Annotated in this window: 15 protein-coding genes; 7 read left to right on the top strand and 8 right to left on the bottom strand. The window is 65.3% G+C overall.

The features are described from left to right. Window positions 1-621: 621 nt before the first annotated feature. On the top strand, window positions 622-1,464 hold the full coding sequence (locus OHA42_RS20785; protein WP_406229554.1) for an IS5 family transposase: 843 nt from the start codon (window positions 622-624) through the stop codon (window positions 1,462-1,464). Between the two features lie 80 nt (window positions 1,465-1,544). Continuing rightward, entirely contained in the window at window positions 1,545-1,679 is a 135-nt protein-coding gene (locus tag OHA42_RS20780) for a hypothetical protein (RefSeq protein WP_406229553.1), read from the top strand. A gap of 27 nt (window positions 1,680-1,706) precedes the next feature. On the opposite strand, the gene OHA42_RS20775 is transcribed toward OHA42_RS20780, so the two are convergent. The 4 genes from OHA42_RS20775 to OHA42_RS20760 form a co-directional block, all read right to left on the bottom strand. Then, window positions 1,707-2,942: an FxsB family cyclophane-forming radical SAM/SPASM peptide maturase gene (locus tag OHA42_RS20775; RefSeq protein WP_406229552.1), complete on the bottom strand. Its 1,236-nt coding sequence runs from the start codon at window positions 2,940-2,942 to the stop codon at window positions 1,707-1,709. Window positions 2,943-2,964: 22 nt separating this feature from the next. Further along, a complete protein-coding gene (locus tag OHA42_RS20770; protein WP_406229551.1) occupies window positions 2,965-4,758 on the bottom strand; it encodes an HEXXH motif domain-containing protein in 1,794 nt (597 codons plus the stop codon). 16 nt (window positions 4,759-4,774) lie between these two features. Further along, window positions 4,775-6,013, bottom strand: coding sequence for an FxsB family cyclophane-forming radical SAM/SPASM peptide maturase (locus tag OHA42_RS20765; protein ID WP_406229550.1), 1,239 nt, complete (start codon window positions 6,011-6,013; stop codon window positions 4,775-4,777). Between the two features lie 67 nt (window positions 6,014-6,080). Next, window positions 6,081-6,233, bottom strand: a complete 153-nt coding sequence (locus OHA42_RS20760) for a hypothetical protein (RefSeq protein WP_406229549.1) — start codon at window positions 6,231-6,233, stop codon at window positions 6,081-6,083. A 1,029-nt stretch (window positions 6,234-7,262) separates the two neighbouring features. On the opposite strand from OHA42_RS20760, the gene OHA42_RS20755 reads away from it, so the two are divergent. The 3 genes from OHA42_RS20755 to OHA42_RS20745 all read left to right on the top strand — a co-directional run bounded on the left by OHA42_RS20755 (window position 7,263) and on the right by OHA42_RS20745 (window position 10,577). Further along, window positions 7,263-7,475, top strand: coding sequence for a hypothetical protein (locus OHA42_RS20755; protein ID WP_406229548.1), 213 nt, complete (start codon window positions 7,263-7,265; stop codon window positions 7,473-7,475). A gap of 80 nt (window positions 7,476-7,555) precedes the next feature. Beyond that, window positions 7,556-9,346 carry an HEXXH motif domain-containing protein gene (locus tag OHA42_RS20750; RefSeq protein ID WP_406229547.1) on the top strand — a complete coding sequence of 597 codons (1,791 nt, stop codon included), beginning with the start codon at window positions 7,556-7,558 and terminating at the stop codon, window positions 9,344-9,346. Beyond that, window positions 9,339-10,577: an MFS transporter gene (locus OHA42_RS20745; RefSeq protein ID WP_406229546.1), complete on the top strand. Its 1,239-nt coding sequence runs from the start codon at window positions 9,339-9,341 to the stop codon at window positions 10,575-10,577. Before OHA42_RS20750 ends, OHA42_RS20745 begins: the two co-directional genes overlap by 8 nt. A 343-nt stretch (window positions 10,578-10,920) precedes the next feature. Here the strand turns inward: OHA42_RS20745 and OHA42_RS20740 are convergent, their stop codons facing one another. Together OHA42_RS20740 and OHA42_RS20735 are read right to left on the bottom strand one after the other, a co-directional pair. After that, window positions 10,921-11,415 carry a hypothetical protein gene (locus tag OHA42_RS20740; RefSeq protein WP_406229545.1) on the bottom strand — a complete coding sequence of 165 codons (495 nt, stop codon included), beginning with the start codon at window positions 11,413-11,415 and terminating at the stop codon, window positions 10,921-10,923. Further along, window positions 11,412-11,780 (bottom strand): hypothetical protein, encoded by a 369-nt coding sequence (locus tag OHA42_RS20735; protein ID WP_406229544.1) that lies wholly within the window; start codon window positions 11,778-11,780, stop codon window positions 11,412-11,414. The genes OHA42_RS20740 and OHA42_RS20735 overlap by 4 nt, the downstream gene beginning before the upstream one ends. Before the next feature lie 21 nt (window positions 11,781-11,801). Between OHA42_RS20735 and OHA42_RS20730 the strand changes: the two genes are divergently transcribed. Further along, window positions 11,802-12,395, top strand: a complete 594-nt coding sequence (locus OHA42_RS20730) for a TetR family transcriptional regulator (RefSeq protein ID WP_406229543.1) — start codon at window positions 11,802-11,804, stop codon at window positions 12,393-12,395. A gap of 36 nt (window positions 12,396-12,431) precedes the next feature. Here the strand turns inward: OHA42_RS20730 and OHA42_RS20725 are convergent, their stop codons facing one another. After that, on the bottom strand, window positions 12,432-13,082 hold the full coding sequence (locus tag OHA42_RS20725) for an HAD family hydrolase (protein WP_406229542.1): 651 nt from the start codon (window positions 13,080-13,082) through the stop codon (window positions 12,432-12,434). 228 nt (window positions 13,083-13,310) lie between these two features. On the opposite strand from OHA42_RS20725, the gene OHA42_RS20720 reads away from it, so the two are divergent. Further along, entirely contained in the window at window positions 13,311-13,985 is a 675-nt protein-coding gene (locus tag OHA42_RS20720) for a PaaI family thioesterase (RefSeq protein ID WP_406229541.1), read from the top strand. A 130-nt stretch (window positions 13,986-14,115) separates the two neighbouring features. Here OHA42_RS20720 and OHA42_RS20715 read toward each other — a convergent pair whose 3' ends face one another. After that, window positions 14,116-15,285, bottom strand: coding sequence for a sulfotransferase family protein (locus OHA42_RS20715; RefSeq protein ID WP_406229540.1), 1,170 nt, complete (start codon window positions 15,283-15,285; stop codon window positions 14,116-14,118). Window positions 15,286-15,312: the final 27 nt, after the last annotated feature.

Below are 15,312 nucleotides of genomic sequence, written 5' to 3'. Positions count from 1 at the left end.
GATTCCGTTTGCCGCGATACCGGGGTGTGCGGCTCAACATCATGATTGCCTTCGACCAGCGGCAATGAGCCGTGGATGGACCATCAGGTCCGTTCCTGCGAGAGCAAGCCCTCGACGCTGCCCTGGTGGCACCACATGCGGCCGGAGCACCTTGGTTGTGATCGGGGCAATTCAGCGACTGGCAAGGCGACAATCGCATGTGCTGGTGCAGTCCCCGCTTCGAATAGGCGACATGCGCACCGATTTCCTCGGACCCGGCGGCGCGGCGGACGCCCGGCAATCGCCTACCCCGCGGCGCAGGAGTACCGCCTGACCAGTCTGCGGCGATGTTGCTGACCCGTCGGTTGGGCTGCGTGCCAGGATGCCGACGGGTATTCGATGATTTGTGCCCGAAACATGCTTTGGTCGAACATATTTGGTGTATAGCTACGTTTCGGACGTGTCTGCTAGCCCTGGCTCCGACCTAGGGCCTGTTTCGAAGTGAAGAGTGGGGGTGTCACCGGCGTAGCGGTGCCACCCCCGCTGTGTTGTTGAAAGGCGTTGTCCGCGTTGGCATGTGGGTGAGGTCTCCGGTGGTTGGTTTAACGACCAAGAAAAACCGGAGACCTGACCGGAGACCTCGTGACCAGCGTAGCGGTGGCGGGGCGTGCGGATCTGACCGACGCTCAGTGGGCGCAGTTGGAGCCGTTGCTGCCTCGTGGCAAGAAGGCGGGCCGCCCGCCGATGTGGACCAAACGGCAGCTCATCGACGGGATCAGGTGGCGGACCCGGGTCGGCTGCCCGTGGCGGGATGTCCCGGTGGCCTACGGGTCCTGGCGGGCGGTGTACGGGTTGTTCCGCCGCTGGCAACGCGCCGGAGTGTGGGCGATGATCCTGAAATCGTTGCAGGTCTTGGCCAACGCGGCCGGTGAGATCGTGTGGCAGGTGAGCGTGGACTCCACGAACGCGCGGGCACATCAACACGCTGCCGGAGCCCGCCGCGAGGGCAGCCGGCAAGCCGAACCGCCTCACGGGCCGGGTGAATGCGAACCCTCCGATCACGGCCTTGGCCGCTCCCGGGGTGGATGGACCAGCAAGCTGCATCTAGCAACCGAGCAGGGCTGCCGGGTGCTGTCGGTGCTGGTCACCGCCGGCCAGGTCGGTGACAGCCCCCAATTCACGACAGTGCTCGATGCGATCGAGGTACCCCGCCTCGGTGGCGGTCGAGCCCGAGTTCGACCGGAACGGGTGCTGGCCGACAAGGCGTATTCGGCTCGCGCCAACCGGGATTGGCTTCGCCGCCACGGCATCAAAGCCACCATTCCCATCCCCGCAGACCAGGCCGGCCACCGCCACCGCCGCGGCAGTGCCGGTGGCCGACCACCGGCATTCGACCCAGCGATCTACCGCGACCGCAACGCCGTCGAACGAGGCCTGGCCACCATCCACATCGCCGTCATCAACCAATGGCTCCGACACCAATGAAGGCAGGCCACCGACCTACCCTCACCACTTCGAGACAGGCCCTAGTCGGACACGCCAGGTACCTACCGGTCGCGAAGCAGATGGACGGCACCAGCGACAACGCCGTCACCCCGATGGAGGCATCCTCCGTCGACGGCCCCGAACTCGACACGACACACCTGTTCGCCGAGTTCGACAAGGCCTGCGCGGCGCTCACACCCAGCCTCCGACGATGATCAGGATCCCATGCGCCCTGGCAGTGGTCACCCGTGGAGTGCCGTGGCGACGGCGGCGCGCATTCGCGATTCGATGTGGCGAATCAATTTGGTCAGGTCGGCGCAATACACCGAGGGATTTCGGAAGCCGTCGCCCTCACGGTATCGAGTGACGTAGTGACCACCACCGCACACGGTGTGTATCGAGCAGGCGCGGCAGGTGTCACTGAGCGCGTCCACGCCGATCTGGCGTGCCACGATCTCGGGTTCCAGCATTGCCCGGTCGAGCGGATTGCGTTGGCCGGCAGGCAGTTTGGTCGCACCCGAGAAGGTCGCCTTCAAGTCGTCGATCTGCGCTACACTGCCGTCGGTTTCGATCACCGCTATTCGGGTAGGACCGAGGCCCCAAACCTCCGATTCCACGGTCCCGCCCAGCAGCAGGTCCATGATGTTCTCGAACATTCGGATCCGCGTTTCCAGTTGCGGCGCGCCGTACCAGCGGTCGAAGATCGTGATCAGCCAGTCCGCATACGGAGTGACTCCGGGATCGGCGGAAAACCCGGGGGGCGGCGACGTCCAATTGCCCAGTGGAATCTCGAAATTGACTGCCGGGGGCTGAAACGCGAGCAATCCTTCATAGGCCTGCAAGGGGTCGTTTGCGAGGTCGATGACGCAGAGCAGACCGTTGAGCAGATGCCGCCGATCGCCGGCCGTCAATTTCTCGAGGGCGGCAGCGACCCGGGAGTAGCTCCCGGCGCCGCGGCGGTCCCGGCGATGGCGGTCGTGACTGTGCTCATCACCGTCGAGACTGACGGTGATGCTGATGTCCCAGTCGTCGCAGATCCTCAGGAACTCGTCGTCGAGCAGCACGCCGTTGGTCTGCAGAGTGAGGGTGACAGCGGTTATCGGCTCCAGCGCCGCCCGCGCGTGCGATGCGAAATACTCGAGATTGGCATGACCCGCCATGAGCGGCTCGCCGCCGAAGAAGACGAGACTCACCGCGGGAGGGCCGAACCTGCGAACGTGATCGGCGATTATTCGGAGGGCGTCGTCGAAAACCTCCCGGCGCATCGCCTTCGGCTGCTCCCGCCAACTCTGATCGGCCATTTCGTAGATGTAGCAGTAATCGCACGCCAGATTGCATCGGCTGTGAATCTTGAGGAGAAATTCCGTAAACGGAAGGGGCTCGAATCCGTTGCGCTGCAAGGCGGCCACGTCGAGTCCCGTTTCGGGCCATGACTTCCGCACTGCGGGCAGCCCCAGTGCCACCGATGTCGGTTCCATTGTGTGCTCTCGATTCCTGGTTTCAGATATCGGTGCGTGGGCGGTCGGACAACCACCGCACCAGCTCGACCACGTCGGTCTCGGTGCCGTCGGACAGCAGCCGCTGGTACAGGCGCGCCGCCACCTCGGCCCGATCATTGAGAACGCCGAAGTCGTTGTCGGGGAACAGTTCTGGCAAGCTCAAGGCCATACCGGCCCAGAGCTGCGGGAGCAGCGGGTCGACGCGCAGCTCCAGGGCGTACAACTCGACGGCCTCGGCTGGCTCGCCGGCCAGGTAGGCGCGAGTGCCGCGAGGCAGATCAGCGGGCGCGACGCTCGAAGCGGCGGCCGGGTCGTGCAATCTCAGCCGCACCGGAATATGCAGATCGCGGTGGCGATCCGGGATCGTCTCCTGATCCACGTACCGTACCGACGGCAGTATCGCGGGAGGTGCCGCTCGCGCGACCCACAGCCCTGCCAGCTCGGCCAGCTCGGCGTCGTTGGATGTACGATTGCGCACCTGCCAAGAAGTGCGATGTGCTACCAGAATCTCGGCCACCGCGTCGCGCGCCTCCGTCGGCACGTCCTCGTTGGCCCACGGCCGGACGCCTGCGGTCAGCGCGCTCATGAACTCCTCGCCACGCTCGGTCAGCAGGCCCGAACCCGATGCCTCCACCATCGCGGTCGCCAGTTGTGTACGCCAGCGCTCGAATTCGATGTGCGCCCGCATCGATCGGTGGCAGTCGGCGTGCCGGTGTACCCGCCAGAAGTCGGTCACCCCGAAGAAGGCGTAGATCCCGTGCATCAGACCGAGGATCGGCCGTGGATCATCGCGCCACGGCGCGTAGAAGCGACACGTCGGGTCGGGATCCACTATCAGCACCTGATCGGCGAGCATGGCGAGTTTGCTGTGCTGGATCTCGTGGATCAGCGACACCGCCATTTCACAAGAGTCCTTCGGGGCTGTGGTGTACACACAGCCGGTCCCGCTGAAGGCGGTGTGTCCGATAGTCGCCGCCACCGGCCGCGCGGTGAGCGGCGTCAGTAGCCGCAGGCAGGCACGCATCGGCGTCAGATAGCCGGGGAAGTCTCGTCGCAGCAGGTGCCAGGCCTGCGCGAAATCCTCTCGCCAAGTGCCGAATTCGTCGGTCGTGAGCCGCGGTGCCGCACCCGAGGGCAGGTCGCGGAACGGATCGAGATCATCGAGGACGACCTCCGGTTCGCCGTTCCCGCCGTGCACCCGCCGCAGCGGCAGCCACGCCGGGTCGGACTCGTCCGCCGGCGACGCCACCAGGATCGGGGCGCTGCCGTCAGTGACAATGCGTATCGCGCCATCCACCCAGGTCAGCTTGCAGTGGCCGTAGTCGCCCGCGGATCCAACCCGCGCCATCCCGATCCCGGGCAGCATGACTTCGCCGTTGCGTACGACAACCCGCATCGATCCGCTGGGCAGATTCGTGACCACGGCGGCTGCCGCCAACCAGCCGAGGTAGCCGCAGTCGGCCCACAACGGAGTTGGTTCCCGATCGTCCGAGGCGTTGCGCACGCGCTGGAGCACGCGGCCGAGCCAAACCCCGGTGTGCGGGTAGGCCAGCAGTGCCTCGACCGCGGCCGGATGTGACTCCTCCAGCTCGGTCAGGACCCGATAGGCATCGGAAAGGCCGGCGGCGGCGTCGATTTCCGGTTGGTGAGCGGTGACTTCGGTGATGAGCACGCGTAGTAGTACGAGTCGTACGGTCAGCATGTCCGAAGTCATCCGGACGACGGCAGCCTCCGTGCCGTAACCAGTGAACAGCTCGGCCGCTGCATCGTCGATACCGATGGTCGGGGCGGACATGGTTGCACTCCTGTCGTCAGTGACTGGCGGCGGTGGCGAGGTCGGTGCGGACCCGTGCTCCGATGTGGTGGATCAGCTTCGTCAGGTCGGCGCAATACACGGAGGGATTGCGGAAGCCGTTATCGGCGCGATACCGGTGCACGTAATGCCCGCCGCCGCAAACGCTGTGGACAGAGCATGCCCGGCAGATTTCGCTCAGGGCGTCCGCGCCGATCTGACGAGCGACGATCGCGGGTTCCAGCAGTGCGAGGTCGAGCGGATTGCCCACGTTCGCCGTGCGCAACTTGGCGGCCCCCGCGAAGGCCGACTTCAACTCGTCGACCTGCTCCAGAGTGCCGTCGGTTTCGATCACGGCCAGCCGAATGGGGGCCAGCCCGAGTAATTCCGATGTCACGGAGCCGCCCAGCAGCAGGTCGATGATGTCATCGAAGATCCTGACCCGGGTCTCCAGCTCCGGCGCCCGGAACCAGCGATCGAACACCGGGATGAGCCAGTCGGCGTAGGGGGTAGCGGTGTGGTCGGCGGTCGACGCCGGTGGTGGCGTCATCCAATTGCCGTGCGGAAGTAGAAAATCGACCGCCGGGGGTCGAAAGGCCAGCAGCGCTTCGTAGGTCCGCACCGGGTCGTTGGCCACATCGATGGTGCAGAGCAGGCCGGCGAACAGGTGCCGGTTCTCCTCCGTCGTCAGTTGCATGATCCCGGCCGCGACACGCGTGTAGCTCCCAGCGCCCCGCCGATCCCGGCGATGCCTGTCGTTACCGCTCTCGTCGCCGTCGAGGCTGACTCCGACGCGAACATTCCAGCGCGCGCAGATGCGCAAGAACTCCCGGTCGAGCAGCATGCCATTGGTCTGCACGCCCAGCTGCACCTCGGTGATCGGCTCCAGCGATTCGCGCGCCGACCGGGCGAAGTATTCGAGATCGCGATGTCCGACCAGCAGCGGTTCGCCACCGTGGAACACAAGATCCACCGCGGGCAGCTGGTAGCGGCGAGCATGATCGGCGATCATCCGAAGGGCCTCGTCGAAAACCCTGCGGCTCATGGTCTTCGGCTGATCGCGCCAGCTCTGATCGGCCATCTCGTAGACGTAGCAGTAGTCGCAGGCCAGGTTGCAACGGCTGTGGATCTTGACAATGAATTCCGTGAACGGCAGCGGCTCCCAGCCGCTGCGGCGCAGCCCGTCGACATCCAATCCATGTGCGGGCCAGAACGTTTGCACCACGGGAACGCCCAATGGCACCGGGCCGGACTCCATATTCGCTCCCTCGAGCTGCGGGAACGGCCACGGGCGCGCTGCTACCGAGTCGCCCGTGGCCGCGTGATCACTTGGTGGGGTTGATGAACGACTTGAACCCGCCGGGGGCCCTGTCCTGCGAACCGTTGGCGTAGCGCTCGAGGGCGGCTCGCATGGCCGGAGTGCAGTGGGTGGCCAGCTCTTCCGTGTTGAGTGCGGCGAGTTCATCGAGTCTTCCCATTTGCGGGACCTCCTTTTCTGTATTCCCGTACCGGCGCGGCAAATTGCCAGGCGTTGCAAGAATTGATCGGCTCGACAATGCCGACAAGCGAAACGGGATATCTACCAATGGGTGACCGGTTGTCGCCCCGAGAGTGATCCTAATCGCACGAAACGTGCGATCGCTCACGTCCGTTCCCGTTGCCGGGAAGGATAACTCGCACTTACGCAAAGGCTGTTCCCGTTGCTGGTAAGGATAACTCGCACTTATGCAAAGGCTGTTCACGGTGGTGGGCGAGTGCGAGGTTCGACATCGAGCTCAGATTTGCAGGGTGGGCCGGCAGGTCACTAATCCGCCAGCGCCACAGGCGCCCGCTGCGGCGCCCGCGCCCGCTGATGCCCTCTCGGGAACTTCCAATTCTCAACCATGGGAGTTGCGGCTGCCAGGAATCCTGTTGTCTTACAATAGACTTCAGCCAGCCGGGTCGACGACATGCCGTCCGGCGAATACAGTCGCCCACAACTGTAGGCGGAGTTGTCGGTCGATTATTCTACTGTGCGATCGGCAATTTCACTATCCGTAAATGGGAGTGAAAGAGGGAGGTGTCACGTGGGAAATCTTGCCGAACTTGCCGGACAGGTGCGGCGCAGTTGATGGCCAACTCGGGCCCGCTCTGCGTGCCGCGGTCGAGCGTCATCTCGTCCATGCCGATAAAGTCCGCGGGAGATTCAACTCGTTCATCAACCCCGGTAAGTAGTCCGGCCATATAGCAATTGGCCACGAGTGGCCTGGCGCAGTGCTGCTCGTGGTCGTTCACACAGGTAGAGAGAGCAAGGGGTGGCGCCGTCGCCTGTATCGATAGGACATTTCCGGGAGCAACCTTCTTTGCCCGCGGCGGGATTGGATGTCGACAAATTATGTCGCGGCGGCTGGTAGCCGCTGCCCTTCGTCGAGTTCCTCGTCAAGATTCACAGTAGGTGCAATTCGGCTTGTGACTGCTGCTATATCTACGAGATGGCCGACCAGAGTTGGCGTGAGTAACCGAAGACGATGAGCCATCAGGTTTTCGACGACGCCTGCCGGATGATCGGCGAGCACGCGCACCGATTCGCGCTGCCCGCTGTCGATCTCGCATTAGGGATTGCCGCACTGAGCGATACGTGTCGCGCCTGCCCGTTGGACACCGCGGCGGAGGTCACTACGCGCATCGGCATCGCGAGTGTGACGGATCGCGCAACCCCTCGGTGTATTGCGCCGACCTGAAGAAGTTGATCTACCACATCGAATCTCGTGTCCGTGCGGACATCGACTCTGCCATCAACACCTAGCGACGGGACACCCACATGCCAACGACAGTCATCGGGATCTCCGATGTCACGGCCAGTTTAAGTTCCGGCCACGGAACCGAGGCGGCCATCGCGACGCTGAGCGAAGGCGCGCTACTGATGCGGCTGATCCTGCTGCGCACACTCATCGCCGAAACCACGTCGCGCCCCGAAATTGCCGACGCCGCAGGACTTTCCCTTGCATACCAGACGCTGGCCGAACTGCAACGAACCCATCCGGCCGAGGTCGTGACGTTGTTGTCGTACCCGCACGTCGGCCCGTGGCTCGCCCAGGTCCTGCAGCGCCTTCATGCCGAGCCCGACGACGCGCCGACCCCACTGTGGGCCGACTGTGGCTACCTGGGCTGGCTCGCCGCGGCAGGCAACATCACCTGTCTACCCGAGGGTTCCATCAACGTCGTAGTGCGCAACGGCGTGGTGATGTTGCCCGGGATCGGCAGGGCCGAGCTCGGCCCTGCCGGGGACAACGGGCACTGCGAACTGCACTGGACACGGGACGGCGCACTGCGCTTCACCCGGGGCACCAGCACAGTTCTCGTCCCGTCCCGGGATGACGAGTCCGATCCCGCCTGGCTGCCGCTGCGGCGATTGCGGGGGGCGGATGCGGAACGGGAGGTGTTCCTGGACGACCTGGACCCGTTCCGATACTTGCTGGACGGTCAGCAGCCATCCCGGCTCACGACCACCCAAACCCGCACGTGGCAACAGGATTTCGCGGCGGCCTGGGAGCTACTGCGCCGCGATTTCGACGGGTACCTCGTGCCGATGCGCAGTTGCCTGCAGTCTTTGGCGCCGCTGAGCGCACAACCACTCGCGGCGAGCACGAGCCACACCGCATTCAACGGAGTCGGCTGCGTCTACACCACGGCCCCCGCGGACCCATGCCAGCTGGCGCTCACGCTGATCCATGAGGTCCAGCACACGAAGTTCACGCTGCTGACCGATCAGATCGTGCTGTTCGATCCCGATCCGGTGTGCCGCTTCTACGCGCCGTGGCGCGACGACCCGCGTCCGATCATGGGCCTGCTGCACGGGATCTACGCGTTCTTCGGCGTCACCGACTTCTGGCGAATCCATCGTCACGCCGACTGTCACCGATCGATGCAGGCGAACGTCGATTTCGAATTGTGGCGTCTGCAGGTGGAAGGTGCTGTGGCGCAGGCATCGACGTCGAGCCTGCTCACCGAGGCGGGTTCGCATTTCCTGAACGCGCTCAGTGCTGAAATGCGCCCCTGGGGCGAGGAGGACGTGCCCACGGCGGTCAGGGTCGCCGCGTCCGAGGTGGCGATAGCGCATCGGACGTTCTGGCAGGTGCGGAACCTGACACCGGATATCGGCGGCATCGCCGAGCTGGCCGCGTGCTGGATCGCGCAGGCGCCACGGCCCGAGTGCCTGCCGCCGGCGGATCATGTGGACCAGACGGCCGTGCCGAACGACCATCGCCGCCTGCACCTTCCAGCGCAGCTGAAGCTGCTGGACCACGCCGCGGCCGAAGCTCTGTCGATCCCCGAGCAGCCGCGCGGCGACCGGGCCTATCTGGCGGGTGACCTGGCTGCGGCGGTCGCGCTGTACACCGAGGAGTTGCACATCGACCCGCTCCGGCCACAGTTGTGGGCAGGCTTGGCGCTGGCGTTGCCGAAGCTCCACCCGGACGATGACTTCAGCGTTCTCGATGACAGGGCCGAGGTCGCCGCCCACCTGTGCCAGGTACTGCTGGCGGATGCCGAAGGTGTCGAGATCGTCGATCTGGTGCGGTGGTTGTCGAGGTATCCGCGCACTCATGGGTAGATCGGGAATCCACACCAACCGGAACTTCCTGCTGCTGTGGTCCGGAAACGCGACATCGCTGGTGGGATTCCACGGCGTCCGAATCGCCTACCCCATGCTGGTTCTCGCGGTGACCGGTTCGCCCGCCGCGGCGGGATGGGTCGGTTTCGCGTTGAGCCTGCCGAGTCTGATCTTCCAGATCGCGGCCGGCATCGTCGCGGACTATTCCAACCGGATCCGGACCCTGGTGATATGCCAGATCACCGGGTTGATCGCGGCCTGCCTGGCTGCCGGAGCGGTCGCTGCCCAGCTCCCGAGCCTGGCGCTGATAGTCGGTGTCACAGCGTTCATCGAGGGCAGTGTCTACGTCTTCGTCGGCGTCAGTGAGCTGGGCGCGATCCGCGACGTGGTGCCGCACGCACAGCGACCCGCCGCGTTCTCGTTCCTCGAGGCCGAGCAACCGATCGCCATCCTGGTCGGACGAGCATCAGGTGCGGCGGTCTACGGCGTGGCCCGCTGGCTGCCGTTCATCGCCGACGCCGTGTCGTATCTTTACTGTCTCGTCGCACTGTTGCTGATCCGTCCGGACTCGCCAGCACCGCCGAAAGTCGCCGAGTCCGAGCGTCATTCGGTCCGGCGCACCATCACCGACGGCTTCCGTGTCGTATGGACCGAACCTTTCCTACGGATGTCGACGGCAATGATCGGACTGTCGAATATCGTCATTCAGCTCGTCTTGCTGCTGACACTGGTGGAACTGAAGAACGGCGACGGTCCCGCGTGGACCGTCGGCGTGGTGCTCGGCGCCGCGGGCGTCGGCGGAGTACTCGGCGCCGCCGCGGCATCACGGCTCACCACTCGCTTCCCTCCCCGGAATGTCTATCGGGGCGCGCTCTGGGCATGGACGGCGCTGCTCGTTCCAATGGCGTTCAGCGCCAATCCCTTTGTGCTGGCTGCGTGTTGGTGTGGTATCGGCGGCGTGGGGGTCGTCAGCAACGTCGCGTTGACGATATCCCGGCTCGATGTGATCCCCGAACAGACGTTAGGTCGCGCGGTCGCGACGATGGCACTGTTCTGCAACGGCGCGGTCGCGCTCGGCGCGCTCGGGGCGGGCTATCTGTTGTCAACAGTGGGCGCCGTCGCCACGCGATGGTTAGCACTCACGGCCATGTTCACACTCGCCGCATACGCAAGTACTCGCACCACCCGCTCTCGCGATCTACCGCTTGCGCTGACATCACCCGATTCCTGAGGCGAGAGCCTGCTCGTCCCAGCGGCGCAGCAGTGCCGCTCGGGCAGCGCGATCCATGATGAGTTTCTGCTGTCTGCCTTTCAACCCGGCAGCCCGCCACGGTGGCGACTGCCGGTCGGCTCTCCAAGGTAATCTCGGTTGCGTACGTTTCACGGATCGGACTACCAGGTCCGCGGCCTCGGAAGCGAGGAACGCGCCGACCGAGCGGTACACCTCGGCGCGCTTCGCCACGACCAACAGGGGCGCACCGCCGGGAACGACGTCCGGCTCGGAGTCAGGGATCACGCGGCGGAGCGCGAAGGTGCGCTCGATCGTGAACCCGACACCGCCCGATACCCGCACATCAAGCGAGAGCGCGCTGTTCGGCCTCGGCCAGTTCCTTCAATGTCAGCAACTGCTTGCGCATCATCAACAGATCACCGAGCGCCAGTGCTCGCGCGACGATCCGTAGTGCGCCGCAGCGCATCCGAACCACAAGGCGGGTTCCGCTTCCCTCTGGCCGCACCGCGTAGGTGACGCATATCTTTCCGCTGACCAGCGTGATATGCCTGCCGAGGACGAAGGACACCATATCGAACTGGGACATGAAACGTTGCCCCACTTCGAGTTCGGTGAGCTCGGGGTCGCGGCGGCGGGGGCTGCGGCGGCCGAAGTGGTCGAGCAGGTCGTAGCTGTAGGGCGCAATGCGCAGCTGACACAGCCAGGCGTAGACCACCTGTGGTGATGCGTCGATGCTGATGGCCCGGTCCGCTTGCACCCCACCGGATTCCAGCTCGTCGCACGGCAAGGGTTGCTCACGCTCGGCCTCGGTCGCACCCCAGACCAGCCCGGGGATCATGCCGCGGCCGCTATCTGGCGCAGCAACCGGCGCACGACCACCTGGTGACCGCCGCTCCCGATCACCAGCGCTCGGTAGATCTTGCCGTGCAGGCCGGGGAACTCGCCCCATGACTGCGCCCGGATCCGAGTCCGGCTCGGCCCCTCTTCGTCGAGTTCGAAGATCAGCGCGTAGCGCGCGAACCAATGCCTGCCCGACAACGCCAACCGTGCGGGCGCGTCGGCCGAGTCGAGCCGGAATCCCGTCGGCGGATGAGACGGGTCGTCCGGGTCCTTGCACATGACTTTCAGCAACGCTTTCCAGGCCCGATCCCGATTCGCGTCGATCGATCTGGCATGCTCATCAATGTAGGGCAATCGCTCCATATAGAAGGAACGTACTAGTAGATGGCGCCACCCCGCAAGCACGACACCGATGTGATCCTCGACGCAGCACGCACCCTCGTGCTCGCCGACGGCCCCCGCGCGGCCAGTGTCGCGGCGATCGCCGCGGCGAGCGGCGCGCCCGTCGGCACGCTGTACCACCGCTTCGGCAACCGCAACGGCGTCCTCACCGAGGCGTGGTTGCGCGCGCTTACGCGCTTTCAGGAACGCGTCATGGCGGGTGCGGGCAACCGGGACCCGGTCGAGGCGGGGGTGGCGATGGCGGTGGCAGCCGTTCGGTTCGGTCGCGAATTGCCCGACGACGCAAAGCTTCTGCTCAACCTGCGCCCGAGCGACCTGCTCGACGGCGGACCCGACGCGGAGTTCCGCGGCCGCCTCGACCGGATGAACGCGCCATTATTCGAGCACCTGCGGCGCCTGGCCCGCGACCTCCTCGGCGCGGACGGAGACCGGGAGATCGACGCCGTCAGCCGCGCCGTCGTCGATCTCCCCTATGCCGCGCTGCGCCGCCATGCCCACTCCCGCGAGCTGCCCGACTGGCTCGACACCGACCTCGCCACCGCGGCTCGCACGCTGCTGACCTCATACCGGCGCTGACGCACCCGGGGGGAACGACCGGCGCGAGGCCAGGCCCTACCCGGAAATCAGCTCCAGGGTCAGCTCGTCGAGCCCGCCGATGACGTGCGCAGCCAACGCGAGCGCATCCGGCGCAGGCGGATACTCGGGCCGCGGCGCCGCGATCACCCGCATGCCCGCCGCATGGGCCGCGCGCAGTCCGTTGCTCGAATCCTCCACGGCGGCACACTCGGTCGACTTCTGACGCAGAAAGCCCGCAACGGCTACATACACATCCGGTGCGGGCTTGCCCCGATCCACTTCCTCGGTCGAGAACGTGACATTGAAGAATTCGATCAATCCCGTGCGGCCCAGCACGGTGTCGATGAGGCTGCGTGGCGAAGAACTCGCCACACCGAGCGGCCACTGCTCACTCATCCGCTGCACCGCGGCGACCGCGCCGGGCAGCAACGGCACCGCCCTGTCGTAGTGGACCACCATCCGCTCGATCACATCGTCGGCCACCTTCTCGGGCGATTCACCGACGCCGAGTTCGCCACTGAGATAGTCCGACCACTCCCCCGTGCTCATACCCATCAAGCGCTGCTGCGTATCCGGTAGCCAGCGGCCGCCCTTCTCGGCGACATACTCGCGGCGCACCTGTTCCCACACCGGCTCGGAATCGATCAGTACGCCGTCCATATCGAATACAACTGCCGTAATACGCATCGGGACAAAGCCTTTCGCCAGCCGCGCCGGTGGGTGCCGATCGAAAAAAAGTCGCCCACCGACGTTGTTCGGGTTCTTCGGAAGACCTGATGGAGGAGCATCGTAACCGGCGAGCCGAAACACTCGAATTGCATGCCCCGGAATCGGCGGGACCGTCGCACCCCGACGATAGCCGCACCGCTGACCCCGCCGGGCGAGCATTCCGCCGGCAACCGATAACGTGTTCTCATGAACGAACAGCAGGCCGGCGACTCGCTACCCGATCAAGAGCATCACGAGGGCGGGTTCCGGCCGATGTCCGAGCTGATCAACGTACACGATGAGCAGGACGCCGACATTACTCGAGGCGGACCACACTACGGCGAATTCATCGAGCAGGTGCGCAGCCTGATGGATCGAGTGCGGCTGGCCAGCCCCTCCGACGAGCTGGCGTTGGAGACGATCGGCGTCCTCAAGCAACTCAACGACAAACTGGACGCGGCCATCGTGGACGAGTGGTCCACGCCGGTCTGGACCCGGTTCGATCTGCCTGCCCGCGGAAACATCACACTTCCGCCTTTCATGATCGACCACGCCGACGCGAGCGGTGTCGACGCCCGCGTCACCTTTCGCACCTTCCACCTCGGCGGCAACAATGCCGCGCACGGCGGGCAGATAGCCATCGGTTTCGACGATCTGCTCGGCATGGCCGCGGCGGTGCACGCGGGAGCGGTGACCAGAACCGCCTCCCTCACCGTGGACTACCGATCCATCACCCCGCTCAACACCGAATTGACGGTCCGTGCCTGGGCCGAACGCATGGAAGGCCGCAAGGTTTTCGTGCGCGCCACCCTGCACGACGGCGACCGGCTCTGCGCCGAGGCACGCGGCCTGTTCATCGTGCTCAAACCCGGGCAGCCGTGAGTCGATAGTTCACGGGTCCGGTCTGCTCGCTATGAGTGCGCGGCGCCGGGCCGTGGTCCACGGCCAGAGTTCCGGCCCACCGGCGCACGAATCTCGGTGGGGCGGGACAGCATCCGACCCACCGATTCGCTTACCTGCCGGGAAAGTGCTCGTTGCGATAGTCGGCGAAACGAGCGTCGACCTGATCGGCGGTCAGCCCGAAATCCGCCAGCGTGTAGCGGTGTGCCGGACGTGCAGCGCCCGATGTGCTCTCCGAATGCAGCGCCGCCATCGCCGATTCGGCCTCCGCACTCAATGACAGACCGAAGCGCTGGTAGATCGAGCCGACGGTGCCGATCGGATCCGCGACGAAATCGTCGTAGTACACGTCGCAGAACTGTGCAGCATCGTGGTGCTTGCGGTCGGCGAGGAACCGGTCCGCTCCCCTGGCCCACAGGTCCAACTGCGTTGCGCCGACGACGGGTCCGTGGAACTTGTCCGACCACCCGGCCGAGGCCTGCTCGTTGAGGCTGCACACCGATCCGATAATGGTGCGCGGATCCCGATGCATCTGGATGACGAGCGCATCCGGGTACGTCGCGAAGATCGCATCCAGCGCGAACAGATGGCTGGGATTCTTCAACACCCATCGGCGGCCGGCATCCCGCAGGCCGATCAGCTGCAGGTTGCGCCGGTGCCTGCGGTAGGCGTCGGTCCAATCCTGTGCGCGCAGCCATTCGGAGTAGCCGGGCAGATAGCCCAGGCATTCGTAGGACACCGACATCGCCGACTGCCGCAGCAACTGCCAGCATTCCTCCACCTGGTCGGCCGAAATATGATGCACACCCATGAATTCCGGGTGCTCCACGTGATGTTTCTCGAACGCAGCCTCGATCCGCTGGTAGACCGGGTTGTCCGCCCACGTCTCGCGCGGCGGCCGCGGCTGCGGCATCTCGGTCAACCACATTTCCAGACCTTGGTGCGCCGGGTCGGCGTTGAGCAACCGGTGCACGGCCGTAGTGCCCGAGCGCGGCAACCCGGTCACGAAGATGGGCCGTTCGATCGCCACCTCGGCGTGCTCGGGAAACCGCTGCCACGCGGATTCACTGAGCAGTCGCGCGATCAGTGCGCCGCGCAGGAATGCGCGATTCACCTTGTTGCCGAAAGGGGTCAGCTCCGCGTCCTTGGCGTAGGACTCGAGCAGTACCTGAAGTCCTTCGCGGTAGCCGTCGTCGCCGAAGTCGTCCAGCCCGACGACCTTGGTCGCCGAGGCGTGCAGATCGTCGATGGTGCCGACGTCGTCTCTGCCGATCACAGTCATCTCCTCAGAATTGATGCGGGACACCCG

Source organism: Nocardia sp. NBC_01009 (genome assembly GCF_045208035.1).
Lineage (GTDB): Bacteria > Actinomycetota > Actinomycetes > Mycobacteriales > Mycobacteriaceae > Nocardia.
This window is presented reverse-complemented; position numbering and strand designations above follow the sequence as displayed.